Origin of the sequence: Parapedobacter sp. SGR-10, assembly GCF_011030405.1 — a bacterium.
In the GTDB taxonomy this organism is placed as follows: domain Bacteria; phylum Bacteroidota; class Bacteroidia; order Sphingobacteriales; family Sphingobacteriaceae; genus Sphingobacterium.
On sequence record NZ_JAAJTJ010000001.1, the window covers coordinates 36,195 to 60,605 of the forward strand.

Annotated in this window: 14 protein-coding genes; 5 read left to right on the forward strand and 9 right to left on the reverse strand. The window is 48.1% G+C overall.

Annotated features, from left to right (window positions below; all coding sequences use genetic code 11):
• Window positions 1-43: 43 nt before the first annotated feature.
• Window positions 44-541, reverse strand: a complete 498-nt coding sequence (gene folA / locus G5B00_RS00190) for a type 3 dihydrofolate reductase (RefSeq protein WP_205966813.1) — start codon at window positions 539-541, stop codon at window positions 44-46.
• Between the two features lie 71 nt (window positions 542-612).
• Entirely contained in the window at window positions 613-1,434 is an 822-nt protein-coding gene (locus tag G5B00_RS00195; RefSeq protein WP_163871230.1) for a thymidylate synthase, read from the reverse strand.
• A gap of 228 nt (window positions 1,435-1,662) precedes the next feature.
• On the opposite strand from G5B00_RS00195, the gene G5B00_RS00200 reads away from it, so the two are divergent.
• The gene (locus G5B00_RS00200) at window positions 1,663-1,812 is read left to right on the forward strand and encodes a hypothetical protein (protein WP_163871231.1); all 150 of its coding nucleotides are present in this window, start codon (window positions 1,663-1,665) and stop codon (window positions 1,810-1,812) included.
• Between the two features lie 214 nt (window positions 1,813-2,026).
• Window positions 2,027-3,346: a tRNA (N(6)-L-threonylcarbamoyladenosine(37)-C(2))-methylthiotransferase MtaB gene (mtaB, locus tag G5B00_RS00205; protein WP_163871232.1), complete on the forward strand. Its 1,320-nt coding sequence runs from the start codon at window positions 2,027-2,029 to the stop codon at window positions 3,344-3,346.
• Between the two features lie 41 nt (window positions 3,347-3,387).
• Here the strand turns inward: mtaB and G5B00_RS00210 are convergent, their stop codons facing one another.
• From G5B00_RS00210 to G5B00_RS00220, 3 genes are all read right to left on the reverse strand, one after another.
• Window positions 3,388-4,137 carry an SGNH/GDSL hydrolase family protein gene (locus G5B00_RS00210; RefSeq protein ID WP_163871233.1) on the reverse strand — a complete coding sequence of 250 codons (750 nt, stop codon included), beginning with the start codon at window positions 4,135-4,137 and terminating at the stop codon, window positions 3,388-3,390.
• Between the two features lie 108 nt (window positions 4,138-4,245).
• Window positions 4,246-6,279: an excinuclease ABC subunit UvrB gene (gene uvrB, locus G5B00_RS00215; RefSeq protein ID WP_163871234.1), complete on the reverse strand. Its 2,034-nt coding sequence runs from the start codon at window positions 6,277-6,279 to the stop codon at window positions 4,246-4,248.
• Window positions 6,280-6,475: 196 nt separating this feature from the next.
• Complete coding sequence (locus tag G5B00_RS00220; protein ID WP_205966230.1) at window positions 6,476-6,892, reverse strand: transposase; 417 nt, start codon at window positions 6,890-6,892, stop codon at window positions 6,476-6,478.
• 105 nt (window positions 6,893-6,997) lie between these two features.
• Between G5B00_RS00220 and upp the strand changes: the two genes are divergently transcribed.
• Together upp and G5B00_RS00230 are read left to right on the forward strand one after the other, a co-directional pair.
• Window positions 6,998-7,642, forward strand: a complete 645-nt coding sequence (gene upp, locus G5B00_RS00225; protein ID WP_163871235.1) for a uracil phosphoribosyltransferase — start codon at window positions 6,998-7,000, stop codon at window positions 7,640-7,642.
• A 141-nt stretch (window positions 7,643-7,783) separates the two neighbouring features.
• Window positions 7,784-8,257, forward strand: a complete 474-nt coding sequence (locus tag G5B00_RS00230) for a ribonuclease H-like YkuK family protein (protein WP_163871236.1) — start codon at window positions 7,784-7,786, stop codon at window positions 8,255-8,257.
• A 70-nt stretch (window positions 8,258-8,327) separates the two neighbouring features.
• On the opposite strand, the gene G5B00_RS00235 is transcribed toward G5B00_RS00230, so the two are convergent.
• On the reverse strand, window positions 8,328-9,524 hold the full coding sequence (locus tag G5B00_RS00235; RefSeq protein ID WP_163871237.1) for an aspartate aminotransferase family protein: 1,197 nt from the start codon (window positions 9,522-9,524) through the stop codon (window positions 8,328-8,330).
• Window positions 9,525-9,639: 115 nt separating this feature from the next.
• Here G5B00_RS00235 and G5B00_RS00240 point away from each other — a divergent pair, with 115 nt between their 5' ends.
• Complete coding sequence (locus tag G5B00_RS00240) at window positions 9,640-11,274, forward strand: amidohydrolase (RefSeq protein ID WP_163871238.1); 1,635 nt, start codon at window positions 9,640-9,642, stop codon at window positions 11,272-11,274.
• A gap of 443 nt (window positions 11,275-11,717) precedes the next feature.
• On the opposite strand, the gene G5B00_RS00245 is transcribed toward G5B00_RS00240, so the two are convergent.
• From G5B00_RS00245 to G5B00_RS00255, 3 genes are all read right to left on the reverse strand, one after another.
• Window positions 11,718-13,508 carry an OmpA family protein gene (locus tag G5B00_RS00245; protein ID WP_317168821.1) on the reverse strand — a complete coding sequence of 597 codons (1,791 nt, stop codon included), beginning with the start codon at window positions 13,506-13,508 and terminating at the stop codon, window positions 11,718-11,720.
• 340 nt (window positions 13,509-13,848) lie between these two features.
• Window positions 13,849-14,856 (reverse strand): type IX secretion system membrane protein PorP/SprF, encoded by a 1,008-nt coding sequence (locus G5B00_RS00250; RefSeq protein ID WP_163871240.1) that lies wholly within the window; start codon window positions 14,854-14,856, stop codon window positions 13,849-13,851.
• Between the two features lie 108 nt (window positions 14,857-14,964).
• On the reverse strand, window positions 14,965-24,402 hold the full coding sequence (locus G5B00_RS00255; RefSeq protein ID WP_163871241.1) for a gliding motility-associated C-terminal domain-containing protein: 9,438 nt from the start codon (window positions 24,400-24,402) through the stop codon (window positions 14,965-14,967).
• Between the last annotated feature and the right edge of the window lie 9 nt (window positions 24,403-24,411).

The window sequence follows — 24,411 nt, forward strand, 5'->3', positions numbered from 1 at the left end:
AATACCATACTTATCAATTTCACTTTGATCAAGGGTTAAAAAACTATTTCCGCTCCCACACCTCAAAGGTATAGTCAAAGGCATGCTTCTCGTCCTTTTGGTGATGCTCACTACCTGTAAGTTCCCATTCGGTGGGGGGAAGTTCGGGAAAGAAGGCATCGCCATCCACCACGGTATGCACTCTGGTCAATAACACACGGTGTGCCAAAGCCAGCGTTTGCTTGTAGATATTTGCACCACCGATAATGAAGATTTCCCGTTCGTCGCGACAATACGTCAACACCTCATCTATACTATTAGCTACATCTATATCTGGGTTGATATAGTTTTGATCACGTGTCAGGATAATATTCCTGCGATCGGGCAATGGTCTGCCAATAGATTCAAAAGTCTTTCTGCCCATGATAACCGAGTGTCCCAAGGTGCTTCTTTTAAAATATTTAAAATCATTGGGCAAGTGCCATGGCATTTGATTGTCCTTACCTATGGCGTTATTTTCAGCCGCCGCTACGATCAATGTTATTGTTGTAAATGATTTCACAGATTTTAAGATGATTACATAGATTTAACGATTACACACATACTTATCACTGACCACTGATTACTGACCACTTAAACAGCTACCGGTGCTTTGATATGCGGATGATATTCATAATCCAACAATTCAAAATCTTCAAACTTGAAATCAAAAATATTCTTCACATTGGGGTTGATTTTCATTGTCGGAAGAGGTTTGGGATCACGGGACAACTGTAGTTCTGTTTGCTCAAAGTGATTGCTGTATATATGTGCATCGCCAAATGTATGAACAAATTCTGCCGCTTCCATATCACACACCTGGGCCACCATCAGGGTCAACAGGGCATACGAAGCAATATTGAAAGGTACCCCTAGAAAAATATCGGCGCTACGCTGATACAATTGACAGGAAAGCTGTGGTTTTAGGAGACCTTTTTCCGGTTGAGCAGGTGACACATAAAACTGAAAGAAAGCGTGGCAGGGAGGCAAAGCCATCTTTTCTATTTCTCCCACATTCCAAGCCGACACAATGATACGACGGGAGTCGGGTGTATTTTTTAATTGGTGGATGACCTGCGTGATCTGGTCGATATGTCTACCGTCCGGTGTGGGCCACGAGCGCCACTGTGAACCATACACCGGCCCCAGATTGCCGTTTTCATCCGCCCATTCATCCCAGATACTGACACCATTTTCCTTGAGGTATTGGATATTGGTTTCTCCCTTTAAAAACCAGATCAACTCATGGATGATCGAACGCAAATGCAATTTTTTGGTTGTAACCAAGGGGAATCCCTCTTTCAGATCAAAACGCATCTGATAGCCAAACACGCTCCGGGTTCCTGTTCCCGTACGATCTGTCTTTTCCGTTCCGTTTGTGTACACGTGCCGCAGCAAGTCCAAATACTGTTTCATGATTTGATTTTCCCAATTGTTTACAACCCTACGAAGATAAGGGTTTTTGCATCATGGAGCGGTCATATTTTTTCAACAATTCAGAACATGGATGATATACCTGCCCATAAATCTCACTTTAACAATAACTGTCTGCCCTTCGAGAGTTAGGAAAGTACAGAACATCCTGAAAATGTACATATACATCGTCATGTTGTACACATACACCGCCTCATTGTTCCTATACATGTGGACGATATCACCGTACATATTGATGATGTATCAGTACTTGTTGACCGTGTACATGTATTTGCCTACAATGTACATATACTTGTTGACCATGTACCCGTACATGAGCGCATTGTACGTGTACATAGCGGCGAACTACATGTACAATGACAGCATGTACATATACTTGGTTATTATGTACACATACATGTAGAACAAGTACGTGTACTTCATCGCATTGTTCATATACATTGCCGACATGTACACTGTGTTTGCCTCAATGTATGTTGTACTTGGCAACATGTATATATACAAAAATGAAGATGCGCTAGTATGAGACTATTGATAACTGATAACTAAAAAAATCCTTACCTTTGCAAATCGTATGAACAAAAAGGTAGCATTTTACACATTGGGGTGCAAGTTGAATTTTTCGGAAACTTCATCCATAGGCCGTATTTTCAAGAATGCAGGCTATGAGACTACCCCTTTCCATTCGCAAGCGGATGTTTACGTCATCAATACCTGCTCGGTTACCGACCATGCGGACAAAAAATGCCGTAAAGTTGTGAAAGAAGCCCTTAAGTATTCACCAAATGCCTACATCACGATCGTGGGTTGCTATGCGCAATTGAAGCCCCAGGAAATTGCAGAGATACCGGGTGTAGATATGGTATTGGGAGCGGCGGAGAAATTCAACATCATCGAACATATCAATGATCTGACTAAACAGGAAAAAGCTATTGTCCGTAATGCTCCCATCGCCGAAACCAATCAGTTCGTACCGGCATTTTCCATAGGAGACCGTACACGTACATTTTTAAAAGTACAGGATGGTTGTGACTATTCCTGCACATTCTGTACTATTCCTCTGGCAAGAGGAGCCAGCCGTTCCGGCAAGATCGAAGATATTGTACAACAAGCCGAAGAAATAGCTGCATCGGGAGTCAAGGAGATCGTACTGACAGGTGTCAATATCGGCGACTTTGGTATCCGTGACGGCAAACGGCAGGACAAGTTTATCGATCTGGTCAAAGCACTCGATGAAGTGCAGGGGATCGACCGTATCCGTATATCTTCCATCGAGCCTAATCTATTGTCCAATGAGATCATCGAATTTGTAGCCAGATCAAAACGCTTTGTGCCACATTTCCACATGCCTTTGCAATCCGGCAATAACAATGTATTGGCCAAGATGCGTCGCCGCTACAAAAGAGAGCTATATGCCGAACGGGTAGCAAAAATCAAATCTTTAATGCCCAATTGCTGTATAGGTGTAGATGTCATCGTTGGTTTTCCGGGCGAAACCCGTGAAGATTTTATCGACACCTACAATTTTCTCAACGAGATGGACATTTCCTATCTCCATGTATTTACCTATTCGGAAAGGGAAAATACCATTGCAGCTCAGATGGAGGGTGCTATTCCGGGCGCACAACGATCTGACCGTAGTAAGATGTTACATATTCTTTCGGAGAAAAAACGTCGTGCTTTTTATGAGCAAAACCTAGGACAAATAGGCGAAGTCCTGTTTGAAAGTGATGTCAAGGATGGTTATATGCATGGGTTTTCCAAAAACTATGTCAAGGTCCGTACACTTTACGATCCATTGCTGGTCAACGAGATCATTCCTGTCAAATTCCTAAGCATTGCTGATAATGGTGATGTAGACGTGGCAGAATTGCCGGAACTGCTTGTGCATTAACTTTTCCAAAGTTTGGAACTTTGGAAAAGTTCTTAAGCCCTCTACTTCACACATTCCAACCAACTCTCTGCCATGAGATTGGCTCCGGCCAGACTTGTATGTACACCATCCGTAGTCCAGTATGCCCCCGAATTTCTCTTTTCAGCCGCATCAAAGATAGATTGGTAAGGAATGAATAAAGCCTTGTATTCTTTAGCTATGTCCCTAGCTACCTTTTGGTATTCCGCAAACTCTGGAAACCAGCTATCGTCTACGTGTTTGACATTCTTGACCGCAAATGGTTCACCGATAATCAACTTTACCTGTGGCAACGCCGTCAGTGTTTTGTCCAGTAATTTTCTATATTGATCCCCATAGATCTTTGCGGTTCCTTCATACTTCCCATTGCGTTTGTGCCAATAGTCATTGACCCCGATGAGGATACTCAGAATATTGGGCTTGATATCCAAACAATCTGCTTGCCATCTGTCGTCCAGCTGAGGTACCTTATGTCCGCTTATCCCTCTATTATAAATTTGAAGGTTTTTATCGGCATATTTATTCAACAGTACGCTAGCAGCGATCATCGCATACCCCCTACCCATCGCGGCAATATCATTAGGTGTCGAAGTATCCTTCTTTCTGCCGGCATCTGTAATAGAATCGCCTTGAAATAAAATAATATCGTTTGAATTGATGGTTATTTTGGAATTTTTAGAAGAAAGGTCTTCTGCTCTTAGCAAAGAACTCCCTATCAATGTGGCTCCAACCGAAAGAGCGGATTGCTTTAAAAATACTCTTCTATTACTCATTTTGAAAGGTTTAGGCTTAAAAGTATGAATTTTGAAGTAATTTGGCAAATAAGTAAAAAACTATCTCCCACTGTCATCTATCATCTGTCCATTGTCATTTGTCCCCTCTCAATCCTCGAAACGATCTTTATACGTGTTTTCCAAGGCAAACATTTCGTCCCGAAGTTTGGCTGCCTCTAAGAAATCCATTTCTTTAGCGGCTTTTTCCATACGCTTCCGAACAGTTTCAATAGCCTTTTTCAATTCTTTTTCGCCCATGTACTCGATCAATGGATCTGCTGCGATAGATGTGGTCGGATCAGGTTCCACATACATTTTGGCTTCGCCCGATTTGTAGTCTGCCACCGCTGTCTGTTCCATGATCTCTTCCCGTGTCTTGCCTACTGTCCGTGGAGTGATGCCATATTTTTCATTGTAGGCGATCTGTTTATCCCGTCTCCGGTTCGTTTCATCGATAGTCACACGCATACTATCCGTCATTTTATCGGCATACATGATGACCCGCCCTTTGTCATTACGTGCAGCCCGTCCTATAGTTTGGATCAGCGAACGCTCCGAGCGTAGGAACCCTTCCTTGTCCGCATCCAGAATTGCTACCAACGTAACTTCCGGTAGGTCCAACCCCTCCCGCAACAGGTTAACACCTACCAATACATCAAATTCACCTAAGCGTAAACCCCGTAGAATTTCCACACGTTCCAATGTTTTCACTTCCGAATGGATGTACCTCACTTTGATGTTCAGACGGCTCATGTATTTGGTCAACTCTTCAGCCATACGTTTAGTCAATGTCGTTGCGAGTACCCTGCCTCCACTTTTGATCGTATTCTCCACTTCTTCCAAAAAGTCATCCACTTGATTGATCGCGGGACGAACCTCAATGACCGGATCCAACAACCCTGTCGGGCGAATGACCTGTTCGACCACGACACCTTCGGTTTGTTGCAGTTCATAGTCACCCGGTGTTGCCGACACGTATATAGTTTGATTGGTCAACGATTCAAATTCGGGAAAATTCAACGGCCTATTGTCCAATGCCGCTGGCAAGCGAAAGCCATGTTCGACAAGCGATATCTTCCGGGATCTATCTCCGCCATACATCGCCCGCAACTGTGGCAACGTCACATGACTCTCGTCAATGACAAGCAAATAGTCGTCCGGAAAATAATCCAATAAACAGAAAGGACGCATCCCCGGGCTACGGCCATCGAAAAAACGGGAATAATTCTCTATACCTGAGCAATACCCCAATTCGCGCATCATTTCCAGATCATAGTTAACCCTTTCTTCCAGTCGCTTGGCTTCCAGAAGTTTCCCTTCATCTTCCAATTGAGACTTCCGCTGTACGAGTTCTTCCTGTATTGCCCAAATCGATTGTGTAAACTTTTCCTTTGGTGTGACAAAGAGATTGGCCGGAAAAAGAGACAATGTTTCATGCCGCACGATTGTCTTACCACTGATTGGATCGATTTCACTGAGTTCGTCTATTTCATCTCCAAAAAAGGAAACACGATAAGCATTGTCCAGATACGCCGGATAGATATCTACAGTATCTCCTTTGACACGAAATGTACCTCTTTTAAAATCCGTTGTCGTCCTCGCATACAAAATCTCGACGAGTTTATGCAAGAAAGCATTGCGCGAAATGACTGTGCCCACACCAAAACGAAAAATAGATCGGGAAAAATCTTCCGGATTTCCCATACCATAAATACACGACACTGAGGATACGACGATCACATCCCGACGTCCTGACATCAGTGACGAAGTGGTAGCTAACCGCAACTTTTCAATCTCATCATTGATCTGCAGATCTTTCTCAATATAAGTATTCGACGAGGCAATAAAAGCTTCCGGTTGGTAATAATCGTAGTAGGACACAAAATAATTGACCGCATTACGGGGAAAGAACTGTTTGAACTCGCCGTACAATTGGGCTGCTAAGGTCTTATTGTGACTCAATATCAATGTGGGTTTTTGTGTCTGCTGGACGACATTTGCAATGGTAAAAGTCTTACCCGAACCCGTTACACCCAAAAGTGTCTGATACGGGTCACCTCGTTTTATACCTTCTACCAATTCTTTTATCGCTTGCGGCTGATCCCCCGTTGGGCTGTACTCAGATGTTAAATCAAATTTCATGTGCGCTATCTCCAAAAAGATAAAGTTAGTGTTTTTTGGACAGCTTTAACAATCAATAAACAATCCGTCTTGTAACCAATTTTCAGGATTGTTAAGAATATAAGACACAATTCTTTCGTGTTCGGGTTGGTCACGAATGATCCGGTCATGGTATCGGGATTGCCATCCAAAATCGGCATTAATCAAACGGGCGGATCTAGAAACAGTAGATTTGAATCCACGAAATAATAGCTCCGAGATTTTTTGATTGCGGACCAAATTTGTTAATCGGTTTATTGTCGTTTCGTAGAGACGCAATGCATTGCGTCTCTACATTACATTCGTTGTATGGGTTTTCGCCGATGACGATTATTGCATGAAAATGGTTCGGCATAATAACCCATTCATCTAAAAACAGGTCCATATCCGGGCGTAATTCAGCTGTCTTTAACCATTCATTCTTAACAACCTCTCCTATCTTCGATAATTTTACAACACCATCTATGATCTCCCCAAAATATGGTATCCTGTTTTTTGTACATATCGTGACAAAATATGTCCCTTCTTGCGAATAATCCCACCAAGATGCTCTTGCGGATGGTATACGGTATTTTTGTTGGAATTTATCAGACATATCGGTTATAGCTAATATACTAAAGATAATGATTTTATATAGGCTTATTGCAAAAAGCCCACATTTTTTAGTAAATTAGAGGGGACAACTAAAAACAGGGACAAAATGATTACCATACTCTCCAAGCAGAATTCTGTAGTGAATGATTTTATTGCCGAATTGCGCGACACGAATATTCAACGCGACCGAATGAGATTTCGCAGAAATCTGGAAAGAGTAGGCGAAATGATGGCGTACGAAATCAGTAAAACCTTAGGCTTTCACAACAAAGACATTGAGACGCCGTTGGGCATAGCTCCCATGAACATACTGGAAGAACAACCCGTGTTAGTGACCATCATCCGTTCGGGATTACCTTTCCACCAAGGATTTTTAAATGTGTTTGATCGGGCCGATAGTGGCTTTACAGCAGCCTTTAGGCATACAAAAAAGAGCGGAGAATTTGAAATCCACAAAAAATACAGTACTATCCCCTCATTAGACGAAAAAACGGTCATTATCATGGATCCACTGATCGCCACGGGAAAAAGTCTGGTGCTGACCTGCAAAGAGATATTGAGCGAGTACAACATCAAAGAATTGCATATTGCTTCCATTATCGCCACAGAGGAAGGCCTTCAACACGTCAAAGCATTTATCCCGCAAGCTCATATATGGACAGGAGATGTGGACAATGAGCTGACGAGCAAGTCTTTCATTGTGCCTGGACTGGGAGATGCAGGTGATCTAGCGTACGGAAGTAAAGAGTGAAATAGTGATCAGTAGGCAGTGGTAAGTAGACAGTGGTAAGTGGTCAATACTTATAACTGAAACTGACCACTGATAATTTAAAACGAAATTAACACAAAATGAACAACATAACATTAAATTCAACCAAAAATCAAATCAACTATGGAATGGCAAAAATACAATGGAGAATATCTCCGTTTACCCATCATGGATGCTGTTGAGGCTGCAATTCTTAGAGAACGGAAGCAAGGAAATTCCCTCAAAGTTTTCATCGGCACTGACTCCCAGGTCAAACGTGGAATGGTCGAATTCGCTACCGTCATCGTCTTTCTCCGACAACACAAAGGTGGATTTATGTTTATCCACAAAGACCGTAAAAACCATAACATGAGCATCAAGGAGCGCATGCTTCTGGAAGTTCAAAAATCCATCGACACAGCCTACCACCTCTGCCCACTTCTGGAACAATACGACATCGATCTCGAAGTGCATGCAGACATCAATACAAATCCTACTTTTGAATCCAATGTGGCATTAAAAGATGCTATGGGCTATATCTTAGGTATGGGATTTTGTTTCAAAGCCAAACCCGAGTCCTTTGCAAGTACGACCTGTGCGAATAAATTAGTACAGTGAGTACGAGGTGCGGGGGTCGAGGTGCGGGGTTACTGACAACTGTCCACTGATCACTGCCTACTATCAACTCTCAACTCTCCATTGTCATCTGATCCAAAGCGGCACGGATAATCTGACAGGCAGCCTTGATCTCCTCCATAGAAATGGTCAGGGGGGGTGCAATACGCAAAGCTGTTTCGCAGTGCAGATACCAATCGATCATAACCCCATGTTCCGCACAGTATTTACTGACACGGTACACTTGATCAAAACTTTCTACTTGTATACACATCATCAGCCCTAGCCCACGTATTTCTTTTATTTTAGGGTGCCTGAGTTCCTGACGAAAAAACTCCGCCTTGTCGGCCACTTGATCCAATAGTTTTTCGTCCTCAATAACCCGAAGGGATGCCAATGCTGCCGCACATGAAACAGGATGACCACCAAACGTTGTGATATGTCCCAACATGGGATTGGTTTTAATGACATCCATAATCTCCTTGGGAGCGACAAAAGCCCCTAAAGGCATTCCACCACCTATACCTTTGGCCAATAATAAGATATCGGGCACCACATCAAAATGCTCAAAAGCAAACATACGCCCCGTACGTCCAAACCCCGTTTGTATCTCATCAAAAATTAATAACGTTCCCGTCTCTGTACATCGCGCACGTAATGCCTGCATATAGCTTTTGTCCGGCACACGGACACCTGCTTCTCCTTGTACCGTTTCGACGATCACTGCGGCGGTCTCTGTTGTGATCGAAGCCAGATAGGCCTTATTGTTGAAATCAATAAAACCCACTTCCGGCAAGAGGGGGGCATATGCTTTATGGTATTCCGGATTACCGATCAAGCTTAAAGCACCTTGCGTACTTCCGTGATAGGCTTTCGTCACACCAATAATCTGCCTTCTTCCGGTATACTTCTTAGCTACTTTCATGGCTCCTTCTACCGCTTCGGCACCCGAATTGGTCAAGTACACCGATCCAAAAGATGGAGGTAATTTTTCTAATAATGCCGTGGCAAACTGTACCTGCGGAGCCTGCACAAACTCACCATATACCGTTACATGCAGATATTTGTCCAGTTGCTCTCGGATAGCCTCCACAACCTTTGGATGGCGATGGCCAATGTTGCTGACATTGAAACCGGAAACCAGATCCAGGTATTTTTGACCTTCGGGACCGTATAAATAAGTCCCTTCAGCTTTGACGATTTCGATCAATCTCGGACTATCGGATGTTTGGGCGGTATTGCGCAGGAAAAGTTCTCTGTTGCTAAGCATGATCAAAAGTAAACAGTAAAAAGGTAAAAATAAAAAAGACTTCCGAAGTTTTTGAAACTTCGGAAGTCTATTAATTTTATCCGTAAATTTACGACAGCTGAAATTATAAAAACACATGCACCGAATACTTAGTATACTTCTCTTGGCCATATTTGCCAGATGTACGACCAATACGGAGGTCGATCTGATCGTACACAATGCAAAAATCTATACCGTAGATTCGGCCTTTACTGTCATCGAAGCATTTGCCGTAAAAAACGGCATATTTATCGATATAGGGAGCAGCAAAGACATCCTAAACCGATACCATGCCAAGGAAATTATCGACGCGGAGCAAAAGGCTGTCTTTCCGGGTTTCTATGACACCCATGCGCATTCCTTCCTGTATGCTGATCTTTTGCAGCAAGCCGACCTAAAAGGTAGTCGATCCATGTCCGAGATCATCGAAAGGCTTCAAGCTTATCATCGAAGCAATCCCACAAAAAAATGGATCGTCGGTGGTGGGTGGGATCAAAACCTATGGGAGAATCCCGAACTTCCTACCAAGGATAGCCTGGATAAATATTTTCCCGAAATACCTGTTTATTTATACCGCATTGACTACCACGCTGCATTGGTCAATTCCAAAGCCTTACACCTTGCCCGGATAGACAGTACCCACCACCTCGAAGGAGGTCTGCTATCGACAGACAGTACAGGCCGTCTGGATGGACTTCTTATAGACAATGCTATGTCATTAGTCAGCCCTTTTGTTCCCGAACCTATCGACAGCGAACTGCTCCTTTATCTTCGTCAAGCCCAGGATTCTTTGTTGTCAGTCGGACTGACATCTATTGTAGATGCAGGACTGGATCGCAATCAACTGGATATGTTACAAAAATTCTATGCGCGGGACTCCTTAAAAATCAGAAATTTCGCCATGATAGTTGCTGATCCCAAGCACATCGATAGACACATTCGTGACGGTATATTCCAGTCGGATAGACTGACAATTCGTTCTATCAAGTTCCTAGCTGATGGTGCATTAGGATCTAGAGGAGCTTGTCTATTGGATTTTTACGAAGATAGTCCTACCAAAGGTTTTTTGCTTCACAGCATAGAGGAACTAGAAAGCAGTTTTAGAAAACTGGCCAATACGGGTTTCCAAGTCAGTACGCATGCTATTGGCGATTCGACAAACCGTATTATTCTGGATCTCTATGGAAAATACCTTGGGGAAAACAATAACAAGAGATGGCGGATAGAACATGCACAAGTGGTGGACTCTGCTGATTTTGAAAAATTCCATATGTTCAACGTTATTCCTTCTATTCAACCCATTCATGCCACTTCGGATATGTATTGGGCAGAGGAAAGGCTAGGCCCTGATCGAATAAAATATGCATATGCATACAAAAGACTTTTAAACACATCCGGAAAAGTAGCTTTGGGCAGTGATTTTCCGGTAGAGCATATCAACCCCTTATACGGCTTTCATGCCGCTGTGGCACGTGTGGACAAAGATGGATTACCCAAAGGTGGCTTTCAAATCGAAAATGCGCTCAGCCGTGAAGAAGCTCTACGTGGAATGACGATCTGGGCAGCATATGCTTGTTTCCAGGAAAAAAAGCGAGGCTCTATAGAAAAAGGAAAGGATGCAGATTTTGTCGTTCTGGATAAGGATATCATGAAGATTCCTGTGAAGGATATCCGCCAAACAAAAGTACTAAGAACATTCATTGCCGGAGAGACGGTATTTCTGTCTAATTAACATAGTCTGCTTTAGGTTATACGCCTTTCCCCATTTTCTTGATGATGTTGCTTTAACCAACGAATCACAGTTCTCTTTGAGAGAATTTTGTATTTCGACATAGCTTCTTCCAACAGCAGTACCCCCGAGAGAATACTCTCTACCACTTGTTTCTTGATTTTTTCAGGGTGTCTATCTCGATATTTGTAACTCATGCAACTATCGTTCCGTAAGAAAAAAGAAGGCGTTACCGGGAGGTAACACCTAACTTCATCTACCTATGAATAATCCGGACGGATTGATCTTAAATATTTTTGTAAAGAGGATGTCCCGAAAGTCTGTCATCCTGACGACAGGAAGGATCTAAAACAGTTTTGAATACCTTTGGAGATAGATTCCTCCTATCGTCGGAATGACAAAACAACAATAGCTGCTGCTTTTTTGAGACACCCTCGTCTTTTCTTCTAGAATTCCAGCACTTCCACTTCTGTACGCCGGTTGGCTTGATGCTCCGCTGCTGTACACGATACCCCGTCGGCACACCTGTTCGTCAGCCTGGTCTCACCGTAGCCTTTGGCCACCATACGGTCACGTGCTATACCGCGGCTGACCAGATAGTCAACTGCAGCTTGCGCACGTCTCTGCGAAAGACCTTCGTTGTACTTATGCGTACCACGACTGTCCGTGTGGCTCGACAGCTGAATCTTCAAAGTAGGGTTGTCACGCATTGTCGCTACCAGACGATCTAAGATCTCAGCAGCATCCTTGCGGATGAAATGCTTGTCAAAGTCGTAGTAGATGTCCTCCAACACAAACTTATCACCCACCTTGAACGCCGGTTGCAAGTTCAGTGCTACCTGTAGCGTGGTATCCCGTGTCGGATTGACCGCCGACAATGGCTTCGTATCTTCGTGGTACTTTTCCTTCTCGCCCAGCACACGGTAATCCGTGTTGCAGTCTACCGTAAAGCTGATCTCGGCCTTGTCGTTGGCGATACCTCTGGAGATCACCTCGTTGTTAGCACCGAAAAGTGTCACATTGGCATAAGGCAATAGCTCGCCGGTCTTCTTGTCGCGCACAATGGTCTTGACCAATATCTTTGCACAGGGCTTGCTATAGCCAAACGAATAGATATCATCCGATCCTGCTCCACCGCTGCGGTTGGACGACAGATAACCCGTATAGCTGCCGTTGTCTCCCCTGTGTGACACCACATAAGCGAAGTCGTCAGAAGCCGAGTTCAACGGATAGCCCAGATTGACGGGTTTTGTGAAAGAGGCTTTCTGGCCGGTGGTCTTGAAAATATCCAAGCCCCCCATGCCGATATGTCCGTTGCTTGAGAAGTACAGTGTCCCTCCATCCACACCAGGGAACATCTCGTCTGCATCGGTATTGATCGCATCGCCGGCATTCTGCGGGGATCCCCAGCTGCCATCGCCTTGCAATTCACTATACCAGATGTCTACACCGCCCTTGCCACCCGGCATGTCCGAGGCAAAGTAAAGCACTTTGCCGTCTTCGCTCAGTGCCGCATGGCCCAGGGAGTATTCCTTTGCGTTGTTGTAAGAGAAATTCTCTACTTTCCAGCTATCTCCCTCCTTACTGTAGATAAGGAGCTCAAGGTTCTGCTTGCGCCACTTCTGCCCAAAGGCCCGGAAACGCTCGGCATCTGTCTTGCCCGGATAGGTACGCGTCACGTAATACTTCTCTCCTGCCGCATCCACTGCGACAGGGCCGATATGGTACCTGCCATCGTTTGGTTCGCCGAAGATCGCATTCGGATTGCCCAACGTACCGTTCTCCCCTTCCTCTACTGAGTACACACGCAGGTACGACTCTCCGGTCATTCCGCTCTTGCTACCCAGGATACGGTGCGGCTCGGTCACGTACAGGCCTGTGCCTGCTCCTGTAGGGAAATAACTGAAATCGGCCCGCTCCGTGTTCACATCGCTCTGGTTGCGCAGCCTGTGGTACGTCGGGTTCTTCATCCACACCTGCGCCGAGTCCGCACCGCGGATGGCACGGGTGACCGCATCGCTCTCACCGTAGCGCGAGGCGTACTGCTGGTACTGTTCCTTAGCAGCAGCATATTTACCACGCTGCTTCAGTGCCTCCGCGTAGTTGAGGTGGGCATCCTTGCTCGCGTCCGGCTGACGTACGATACGTGCGTACCAGTTTTCCGCCAACTCGTATTGGTTCAGATAAAGATAGCTTTCCGCCAGGCGCTCCATATCGGAGGTGCGGGGCTTCCGCACATCCACCAGCTTCTCGTAGGCCGCCGCCGCACGGGCATATTCCATGCTGTGGTAGAGCTGCTCCGCCTGACGGCCCCGGCTCGGCTGTTCCTGGGCAGAAGCCGTCCCCAGCAGGAAACTGCCCGCCAGACAGCCCGAAATAATGTATTTAAATGTTCTGTTCATTGTCTTTGTTTTAGTATTGAGTAGTGCGTATTGCGTATTGAGATTTGCGTAGTGCGTATAGCGTATTGGGATATGAAAGTCCATAATTCGTAATTCGTAATTCTAAACATTGTCCATTCTCAATTGTCCACTGTCAATTCTCAATTAACCATTAACCACTAATCATTAACCATTATTAAAAGTACCGCGGGCTTAATATCTGTCTGCCCAATTGTCCGAATGTAATCCCAAGCGTCACCTCGTGCGTACCTCCAGCCCTGCTGGACATACGGTTCATCATGTGGTCGTACGAATACCCGATACGGAACTTTGGCGTGATGAAGAACTGCGCGATACCGCTGATCGAGTTCTCGGAGCTCAGCCTGTCTACTGAATAGTCCGAGTAGTCACGGTCGAAGATACGGCTACGTGTACGGAAGCTCGGACCTATCCAGAACTTCTCGTTGAAGATGAACATCGCGCTTAGGTCCAGTGCAGTAGGCCCTTTAAAGTCATCCTTGACTAGCACACTCGGACGCAGCAGCAGTCCCCTGTCCAGCTGGAATAGTGCTCCGGCAATAAAATAGCCGTGCGTGTTGCGGCGGATGCTCTCCACGATCTCGTCCTGGTCCAGCACATAGTCATCCGTGCTGTTGGCTCCTGCAAAAAGGTCATGTGCAGCTACGCCGGCATACCATTTTGCATTGCTGTAGTAGATACCCAAGCGGATGTCGGGTTTTAGGGTAGTGCCACCGATAGCAGCAGGGTCATTCGGGTCTATGGTCGTTATCTTGTTCTGGTCGACCTTGTACTGGGTCACGCCACCGGCAATGCCCAGGCTCAGACGGTGCTCGCCCGAACGGTCTACGGGAAGGCGCAGCGCGTAGTTGGCAAAGGCTGCCGTAGCGGACTGTGCGCCAAGTCCATCGGCCGTCACCTGCAGGCCTACGCCGTGGCGCTGCATATCCGGATCAAGCACACCGTCGATCGAGATCGCTCCCGTCTTCGGTCCACCGCCCCAGCCTGTCCACTGGCTCCGCAGGCCCAGCTGTCCGAACCACTCCCCCTTGTAGCCCGCATAGGCAGGGTTTACGCTCATCGAATTGAAGATGTACTGCGTAAACTGGATGTTCTGCTGCGCGTGACCTGCTGTACCCGACAGCAGCAGTAGTCCAAGGGTTAAATATTTAAATCTCTTTTTCATGTCTTTTTTATTATGATTACACAGATTATGAGGATTTCACAGATTGAAGTGATCAGTGGTCAGTGATCAGTAACTGACTACTGACCACTGTCCACTGACTACTTATCATCAACGCCTCTTAATCAACACCCAACCTTTACGGATATCCGTTGTATTGCCCTTGATCAGTTTGACCATGTAATAGTAGGTACCGTCGTTCAGCCCGGCGCCTGTCCAGTTGTTGGCGTAGTCTATATTGCGGTACACTTCGTTGCCCCAACGGTTGAACACCACCAGTTCGATACGGTCATACGCTTCCCATCCGACGATCTCGAAAGCGTCGTTCTTACCATCACCGTTCGGTGTAAAGGTATTCGGGATTTCCAGATCCGGTGCCGTCACCACGATCGTCGCTACCGCATCGTCGCAGTTGGATGGGTTGAGCACCTCACATATCGTGTACGGATAGGTATATGTACCCTCTTTAGTTCCGGCCGGTACGTTGATCGTTCCGTCCTCGTTCATCGTCAGTCCCAGATGACTTGGTGTACCCGGCGTCAGTATGATCTCATCACGGATGATCGGATCATTGTTCAGCAGGTCATTGTCAAGCACACTCGGTGTTGTAGAACCGGTACGTCCGATAGTGATCGGGAAATTGTCGTCCACCGCGTCGATCGGTGCCGCATGTACGACGATAGTCGCTACAGCACGGTCACAGTTGTGCGGGTTGAGGTTTTCACAGACCGTGTACCACCATCTGTATTCGCCTGCTTCGGTCTGTGGCGCTACGGTAATAGTACCGTCCGCGTTGAACGTCAGCTTGCCCGGATATGGCCCGTCCATGTCAGGGGTCAAGGTCACTTGATCGATACCTGTACCGATGTTGGCGGTGGTCAGTGCCGTACCGTTCAGCAGGTCATTCGTGATGACGCTTGGCACAGCACCACCTTCGTAACCGTTGATCGATACATAATCCGGTCTGGTGACAGTAGGAATACCTTTATCATCGACCGCGTCGATCTCTGCTTTACATATCCGCACGGTCACTGTTGCTTCCGAGTAGTTCGTTGGCATCAGCTTGTCCGTGATACGGTAACGTATTTGATACGTACCTGCCGGTGTATTGGCAGGGATAGATACCACACCCGTAGCCGTATTGAGTACCGGAACATTGGCATTCACGGCATCGTGGTTGGCCACTGCTGCCTGTACCACAGAAATATCAGCTAATGCTAATATACCTGCACCGGTCACACCGTTGAAGCGGTCGTTGCTCAGTACATTGCCGATGTTGTCACTACCCGCACGGCCTATGCCACATGGCACTACGTCCGGAGTGATATAGTTATCGTCCTCTGCCTTGATCTCCGGCTTGAAGACACGTACCGTCACGGTAGCGTCGTCACAATTTTTCGGATTGATCACATCACAGATGCGGTAATCTATGCGATAGTCGCCCGCCGGTGTACCCGGAGGTACTGTAACCTCACCTGTAGCCGGATCAAGCGTCGGCACAGTGGTGTTGCCGCTTGGCGCGTCTATGACAGGTATAGCCGGATTGACTTCAGTGATTGCCACATTGCTTGTTGTCGCCGGATTACCGTTGAAGGTGTCGTTGTCCAGCACATTGCCGGCAGAACCACCTGTCACACCGTTGACCGGTCCCATATTGTCATTCACCGCATCGATCTGAGGCATCACCACGTTGACACGGGCTATAGCCCAGTCGCAGTTGGTTGTTGGGTTGATATTCTCACAGATCTGGTAACGGATCCTGTACTCGCCCGCAGGCGTGTTCGGAACTATCGTGATCGTACCGTCAGCATGCAGCACAGGTACGTTCGCGTTTACTGCATCCGGTACGGAAGTAGCCGGTTCCAACACCGTGATGGTCACATCGGCCGGATCGACCTGTACACCGTTCAGCTTGTCGTTGTCCAGTACATTGCCTACTGTGGCGCCTGTGATACCGTCGACGTTGTCATAGAAATCGTCGTCCGGATCGATGATGGCTTTGGTCACCAAGATCGTGGCTACAGCCTGATCACAATTTGTCGGATTGCCAACCTCGCAGATCTCGTACGGTATCTCGTACGTACCTTCTGTCGTACCCGGATCGACTGTGATCGTACCGTCAGGGTTCATCGTGATCGTACCGGAGGCAGGAGGTGTAGTCACCGTGCCCACATGCAATTCTACTTCGACCGGCTCACCTGCCGCATTTCTTGTAATGCCTGCACCGTTCAGCAAGTCATTGTCCAGCACGCTACCGAACGTGGTGCCGCCCTCATGGCCGTTGACCGATCCAAGATGGTCGTTGTTGGCCTGGATGACGGATCCTTTCGCATTGTCGGTATTGTCACCTGGATGAGGATCATGTGCAGGGCTGCTGGCTGTCGCGATATTGCGGTAGTCTCCAGCACCGCGTACACGTGCCTGTATAGTCAATTGTGCATTCGCCCCGTTGGCCAGTGTCCCCACTGTCCATAAGCCTGTCGCCTCGCTGTAATCTGCCGAGCTGGCCGAGACAAAAGTATAACCGCTTGGCAAGTGGTCGGTTACCACTACATCAGGCGCATCACTCGGACCGTTGTTTGTCACGGTCAAGGTAAAGGTCACGATGTCACCCACTTTCGGGTTTGCGTTGCTCACTGCTTTCGTAAGTGCCAGATCGGCTACCAAAGCAGGTTCATTCTCATCCGTAGATGTATTGTTGTCCGGATCAGGATCTGTCGTACCCGGAGGAACATCAGCTCTGGCCGTATTGACCAGGTTACCCGCAAAGTCGGACGGTACATCGACCGTTACCGTATAGACGATACTACCTCCATTTTGGATGTTTACCGTCTGACTTAGGTTGCCCATACCATTGGTACCGACAGTTGCCGAAGCATTCGTAGAAGCGGTCACTTCCCATCCACCGGTCGTACCGGCAGGAAGCACATCCGTCACTGTAGCACCTGTCACATCGGAAGGCCCGTTGTTGGTCACCGTCACGGTGTAGACCACAGCAGTACCCGGTGTAAAGTTGGCCGCATTGTCGGTCTTGACGACAGACAGATCAGCTTTAGGTGCAGGACCGTCTGTATCGTCATCGTTATTGTTGCCCGGGTTCGGATCAGTCACTCCCGGAGGAACGCCAACACCGGCCGCATTGGTCAAGTCGCCTGTAAAGCCGGACGGTACATTGACTGTCACCGTATAGACGATGCTGCTTCCGCCAGGCATGTTGACTGTCTGGCTGATGTCGCCCGCACCCGAAAGCGCGCCTGTAGCACCACCGTTCATGGACGCGGTCCAGTGGCCTGTGGTACCCGTAGGCAAGTTGTCCGTTACGGTAGCACCTATCACATCGGAAGGACCGTTGTTGGTCACCGTAATGGTATATATTACCGTCTCACCCGGTGTATAGGTATCAGATTCGCTTACTTTTACAAGAGACAGGTCTGCTACCGCATTCGGCGGGTTGCCGGTCGTAGACGTATTGTTGTCTAATTGAGGATCTTCCAATCCCGGAGGAGGAGTCACCGTAGCGGTATTGACCAGCTCGCCTGTATAATCGGACGGTACCTCGACATTGACGGTGTACTCAATCCAACCGCCATTGTCAATGTCTACCTGTTGGTTAACATGGCCGGATCCGGTCGTACCGACCGCAACAGATACGTCTGCAGGATCACTGACAGCTGTGACTTCCCATGTACCATTACCGGTACCGGCAGGAAGGATATCCTGTACGGTAGCGCCTGTCACATCGGAAGGACCATTGTTACCTACCCTTACCGTGTAGGTCGCTGTCGTACCCGGTGTATAGGTAGCATCGTTGGCATTTTTGGTGATCCACAGATCGGCTTTTGAAGCCGGTGGATTGTCATCTGTCGATGTATTGTTACCGGGATTCGGGTCAGTCGTACCCGGAGGAACGCCGACCGTAGCCGTGTTCGTCAGGTTGCCTGTAAATCCGGACGGTACATCCACGGTGACTTCGTAGACGATGCTGCCACCGTTAGGGATATTGACTGTCTGGCTGAAGCCCGTCGCTGCCACCGCACCCGGCGTAGCACCTGTGGCACCATCATTGAGGGTCACCGTCCAGGTACCTGTCGTACCAGCAGGGAAAGTATCCTCTACCACAGCACCTGTCACATCGGAAGGCCCGTTGTTGGTCACCGTAATGGTGTATATTACCGGCATGCCCGGTGTATAGGTGGCTGAATTATCCGTCTTGACAATAGACAGGTCTGCTACCGAAGCCGGAGGATCCTCATCGAAATCTTCATTGTCGCCCGGTGTAGGATCCGTAGGGATACCCGGTCCCGGAGGAGGAAGATCGACCCTTGCCGCATTGCGCAGATTGCCTGTAAAGCTGGACGGCACTTCGACATTGACCATGTAGACGACACTGCTTCCGTTTGGAAGATCGACCAGCTGGTTGATAATGTGCGTCGCATTAGCCGCGCCGGAAGCTGTACCCGAAGCTCCACCGATATAGCTGGCTGTCCAGCTTGCCTCGGTGATACCTGCAGGAAGAAGATCCGTCACGCGGACACCCGACGCGTCAGCAGGGCCGGCATTGGCTACTGTAATCGTGTAGGTCACGGTAGTACCCGGCGTATACTGTGTCTGGTTGTTGTCTTTTTCAATAGAGAGGTTGGCGACCGGAGCCGGTTCGTCGATATCCGTAGATTTATCGTTGTCCGGATCAGGATCGGTTGTACCCGGAGGCACAGTAGCCCTCGCGGTATTGACCAGATCGCCTGTATAATCAGACGGTACCACGACATTGACGGTGTAGACAATGCTACCTCCATCCTTGATGTCGACCGTCTCGTTGATATGGCCTGTACCGGTGGTACCGGCGACAGCGGAAGCATCTGTAGAAGATGTGACTGTCCATGTACCGGTGGTACCGGCAGGCAGGTTGTCCGTGATGACCGCGCCTACCACATCGGAAGGACCGTTGTTGGTCACTATGACTGTATAGGTCACTGTACTACCCGGTGTATATGTGGTGGCACCATTGGTTTTCGCTACTCCCAAGTCAGCTACCGAAGCCGGATCGTCGATATCCGTAGAGGTTTCGTCGCCCGGATTCGGATCTTCCGGATAGCCCGGATCCCCAGGAGTGCCCGGAGGCGTTACCGTAGCTGTATTGATCAGCTGTCCGGTAAAGTCGGACGGTACATCTATATCTACCGTGTAGACGATGCTGCTTCCGTTAGGAAGATTCACTGTCTGGCTGATACCTGTTGCCGCTGTCGCATTCGACGTAGCACCCGAGGCACCATCGTTCTGAACAACAGTCCAGGTACCTGTCGTACCGGTAGGGAAGTTGTCCACTACCGCAACACCTGCCACATCGGAAGGCCCGTTATTACGGACGGTCACGGTATATCTCACCGTAGTACCCGGTGTATAGGTTGCCGAATTGTTTGTCTTGACGACAGACAGGTCGGCCTTTGGAGCCGGATCGTCGATATCCGTAGAGGTTTCATTGCCCGGATTCGGATCAGTCGGATAGCCCGGATCTCCAGGAGTGCCCGGAGGCGTTACCGTAGCTGTATTGATCAGCTGTCCTGTAAAATTAGACGGCACGACGACGTGAACCGTATAGACGATGCTTGCACCATTGGCAATGTTCACCGTCTGGCTGATACTGCCTGTACCCAAAAGCGCACCTGTCGCATTGCCATTGAAAGCAGCAGTCCAGAAGCCTGTGGTACCGGCAGGAAGATTGTCCGTCACTGTATAGCCTACCGCATCGGAAGGACCATTGTTGGTCACAGTCACCGTGTAGACAACAGTAGTACCCGGGCTGTAGGTGGCCGATCCATCGGTCTTGACGACTACCAAATCCGCTGCCGGAGCCGGATCGTTGGTGCTCGTGGACGTATTGTTGCCCGGAACCTCATCGATCGTACCCAGGGGCACCGCTACCGTAGCCGTATTGGCTACCGCGCCTGTATGGTTGGATGGTACATTGACCGTCACGGTGTACGTGATGGTCGCACCGTTAGGGATATCGACGGTCTCATTGATATGGCCGCTGATAGGCGTAGTAGTATATGCACCACCCGATACTCCCGCACCATAGACAGCCGTCCATGTACCAGTGGTACCGGCAGGAAGGATATCCTGTACCGTAGCACCTGTCACATTAGACGGACCGTTGTTACGGACTGTCACGGTGTAGACTACAGTCTCACCCGCGGTATATGTAGCCGGACCTGTTTTTACCACAGACAGATCCGCTTTCGGTGCCGGTGTATTGTCATCCGTAGATGTATTGTTGCCCGGATTCGGATCAGTTACTCCAGGAGGAACACCGATCGTAGCCGTATTGACCAGATGGCCTATATAATCGGACGGTACAGCAATATTGACCGTGTAGACGATACTGCCTCCATTAGGGATATTGACCAATTGGTCGATACCTGTGGCACCTGTAGTATTCGGTGCGGCCCCCGAGGCACCACCGTTCAAAGCCACGGTCCAAGTACCTTGCAGGCTACCGGGGAAAGTATCTTCTACCCTTGCACCGGTAACATCCGAAGGGCCATTGTTGGTCACTGTGACTGTATAGGTCACTGTACTACCCGGCGTATAAGTCGCAGCATTGTCGGTCTTGACGACAGAAAGGTCAGCTACAGGAGCCGGCGTATCTTCGTCGAAGTCTTCGTTGTCACCCGGTGTAGGATCCGTAGGTATGCTCGGATCAGCCGGATCAGGTGCAGGAAGATCAACCCGTGCTATATTGCGCAGATTGCCTGTGAAGTTAGACGGCACCACGACATTGACGGTATAGACGATACTACCCCCGTTAGGAATGCTCACTGTCTCATTGATGATGTGTGTCGCATTAGCCGTACCGGAAGTGGCCGCACCTCCTGCTCCTGCTCCGCCAAGATAGTTGGCTGTCCACGTTGCTTCGGTGATACCGGCAGGAAGAAGATCCGTCACCGTCACAGCCGACGCGTCGGAAGGGCCTGCATTGGCCACGGTAATGGTGTAGGTCACTGTAGTACCCGGCGTATATTGGGTCTGACCGTTGTCTTTTACGACAGACAGGTTGGCCAAAGGTGCCGGCGGATTGGTTACCGTAGATTTATTGTTGTCCTCATCGGGATCTTCGATACCAGGAGGAGGTGTCACCGTAGCGGTATTGATGAGGTCGCCCGTATAGTTGGACGGTACCACGACATTGACCGTATAGACAATGTTGCCTCCACTTTGGATATTCACTGTTTCATTATTGATGTGTCCTGTACCGGATGCATTGCCTGTCGCATTGTTAAATGTGGCAGTCCATGTACCATTGGTACCGGCAGGAAGCAAATCGGCTACTGTAGCACCTGTGACATCGTCAGGACCGTCATTATATACGGTCACGATATAGGTCACTGTACTACCCGGTGCATACGTGGTCGCACCGCCTGCTCTTACTTTTGTAATACGCAGGTCAGCCTGAGGGGCTGAAGCCACAGCAACAACATTATTTGTCAGTATATTATTACAAGGTGTGCCCAAACCATTGTCCGAACATTCAAAATACGGATCGGTGGGTGGTACGTACGTGAGCGGATCGTTTGGATCACTCTGATTGGTCGCATCCGGATCTGTCACGTCATTTGGTCGCAAAATAGTGGCCTCCACGAGCAGATTACCACCAGGGGGCACTGCTGTCACCGTACCGGTAAAGGTATAGGTCACCGTACAACCGTCCGGCAGATCAAGCACCGAAGAGAAGGTTCTTGTTGCAGGATTGTATGTCACAGCAGTAGCCTGTGTACCACAAGAATTGCCATTAAATGTCGGTGTAAAACCGGTCGGGTCAAACTCGGCGGGTACAGTAAATGTGAAAGGAGCACCCGTCACATCACTTGGGCCATCGTTAAACACCGTTACTGTATAGGTCAATGGGCCTCCCGATAGGACCGTCGTTGTACTCGGCGTGATACTTGGTATCTGTAAATCGGCTTCCTTCACAGCCAAGGTCGTATTGAACTCAACAGCTTGGCTTCGGATGAATGTCCAGGTATCTATAGTTCTTTCATTTCCAAAGTGATTTCCGGTACTTCCTGATCCCCCAACACCCCAAATATGTCCGTTTGTCGTACTATTGACACCTGTACTATTAGCTGGTGGCAAATGACTGTTGTTTACAGGTGAAGGAGCAGATCCCACAAACGCAGTCCCTGTAGGGATGGTAGTGTCATCCCAATAGACATTATACCGATCCGGCGCAGCTGGTCCGTCAGGGCCATTTGTCAACTCGATAATCGTCCCAAGCCGATTGTATTCCATATCAATATATGGGAAATGTACTTCAGCACCTTGCAATTGTACGATAACTTTTGCCGGGACACTACCTGCAGGTAATGGCATAGGCGTAGTAGCACCATCCTTACCGTCCCAGTATACTTCATTTAATCCAGCAGCAGCAGATCCTGTAATAGTTCTGGTCGGGAACGACGGCGAACCTGTGCTCTCGATAACGATCGAATAGGAACTTGCCACATTTGCATTGAAGCGCACATATCCCCCTTTATTGCCCACCTGCGAAGGTGTCCCGTCCATACCGACGAGCTGTACCCCAGTCACTGTAGGAGTCTGCGGCACTGTCCTTAACCAGGTCAATCCCCCCGTCATATCGATAGATGCCGTTGTCGGCATTCCGGGATCAGGATCGGTATAAAACATTTTGTGGGTAACGTGGTTATTGGCTGTCACATCCTGATTATTTGGATTGTGTACCCGAGTGGCCAAGTTAGTTGCGTTTGACGAATTATAACTTTTATAGGTCGCCTCCTGCGTAACCGGGTCGACGACTCCCTTATTGTTGACAAAGAACGTAAAGTATAGACCGTTGTTGCCATTATTATTAACACGGTATATATAACCATCCTTGGTCAATACATGTACGACACCATAAAACCCATTCGAATCAGGGCTATTCGATCCGTTGTTTAGGTTCAGCACATTCGTGTATACACGACCAGCGACAAATCCCGTACCTGCCGTATTGATCACTGAGACATCCCATGCCGCTATAAAGACACTATTGGGCTGTGACCAGGAACCATTTGCATTGACCGTGGTCGGCGCGGAATCAGAGGAGGTTGACCTAGAGACAAACTCGACACGGTAAATCCCCTCTTGGGTTACGTTATAGTAAATAGGCGTATACCGATCTGCAACAGATCCGCCAACCAGCTGGGGGCCGGCAGTTTCTTGCGTACGATTGAGAATGCGGCCATCGGTGTCATTATTGACGACTTCGGTGCCGCTTGGACTGTACAGCCTGATCCGACCAGAATTCTGATTCTGAGCACTGGATGCCAGTGTAATAATCTCGCCGGGTCGGGCATACACATAATGTACACCTTGATTGGCAAAGGGCCAGTTGTTTGTAGGCGTGGTATACGCTCGCAAAAACGCACGATACCCCGATGCACCATCAGGATACAGATCCTTTGACCCATCAGCATGTGCCCCTAGCCAGTAAAAAACTGCAAACAGGGTCAGCACAAACTGAAATAAACGATTGTTAAAAGAATTATTCATAATTTTTTT

Bases quoted from the DNA above. Each gene is read 5' to 3' on its own strand.
- G5B00_RS00240 (WP_163871238.1), top strand. From the start codon at position 9,640: ATGCACCGAATACTTAGTATACTTCTCTTGGCCATATTTGCCAGATGT.
- mtaB (WP_163871232.1), top strand. From the start codon at position 2,027: ATGAACAAAAAGGTAGCATTTTACACATTGGGGTGCAAGTTGAATTTT.
- G5B00_RS00195 (WP_163871230.1), bottom strand. From the start codon at position 1,434: ATGAAACAGTATTTGGACTTGCTGCGGCACGTGTACACAAACGGAACG.
- G5B00_RS00230 (WP_163871236.1), top strand. From the start codon at position 7,784: ATGGAATGGCAAAAATACAATGGAGAATATCTCCGTTTACCCATCATG.
- upp (WP_163871235.1), top strand. From the start codon at position 6,998: ATGATTACCATACTCTCCAAGCAGAATTCTGTAGTGAATGATTTTATT.
- G5B00_RS00220 (WP_205966230.1), bottom strand. From the start codon at position 6,892: ATGTCTGATAAATTCCAACAAAAATACCGTATACCATCCGCAAGAGCA.
- G5B00_RS00235 (WP_163871237.1), bottom strand. From the start codon at position 9,524: ATGCTTAGCAACAGAGAACTTTTCCTGCGCAATACCGCCCAAACATCC.
- G5B00_RS00210 (WP_163871233.1), bottom strand. From the start codon at position 4,137: ATGAGTAATAGAAGAGTATTTTTAAAGCAATCCGCTCTTTCGGTTGGA.
- G5B00_RS00255 (WP_163871241.1), bottom strand. From the start codon at position 24,402: ATGAATAATTCTTTTAACAATCGTTTATTTCAGTTTGTGCTGACCCTG.
- uvrB (WP_163871234.1), bottom strand. From the start codon at position 6,279: ATGAAATTTGATTTAACATCTGAGTACAGCCCAACGGGGGATCAGCCG.
- G5B00_RS00250 (WP_163871240.1), bottom strand. From the start codon at position 14,856: ATGAAAAAGAGATTTAAATATTTAACCCTTGGACTACTGCTGCTGTCG.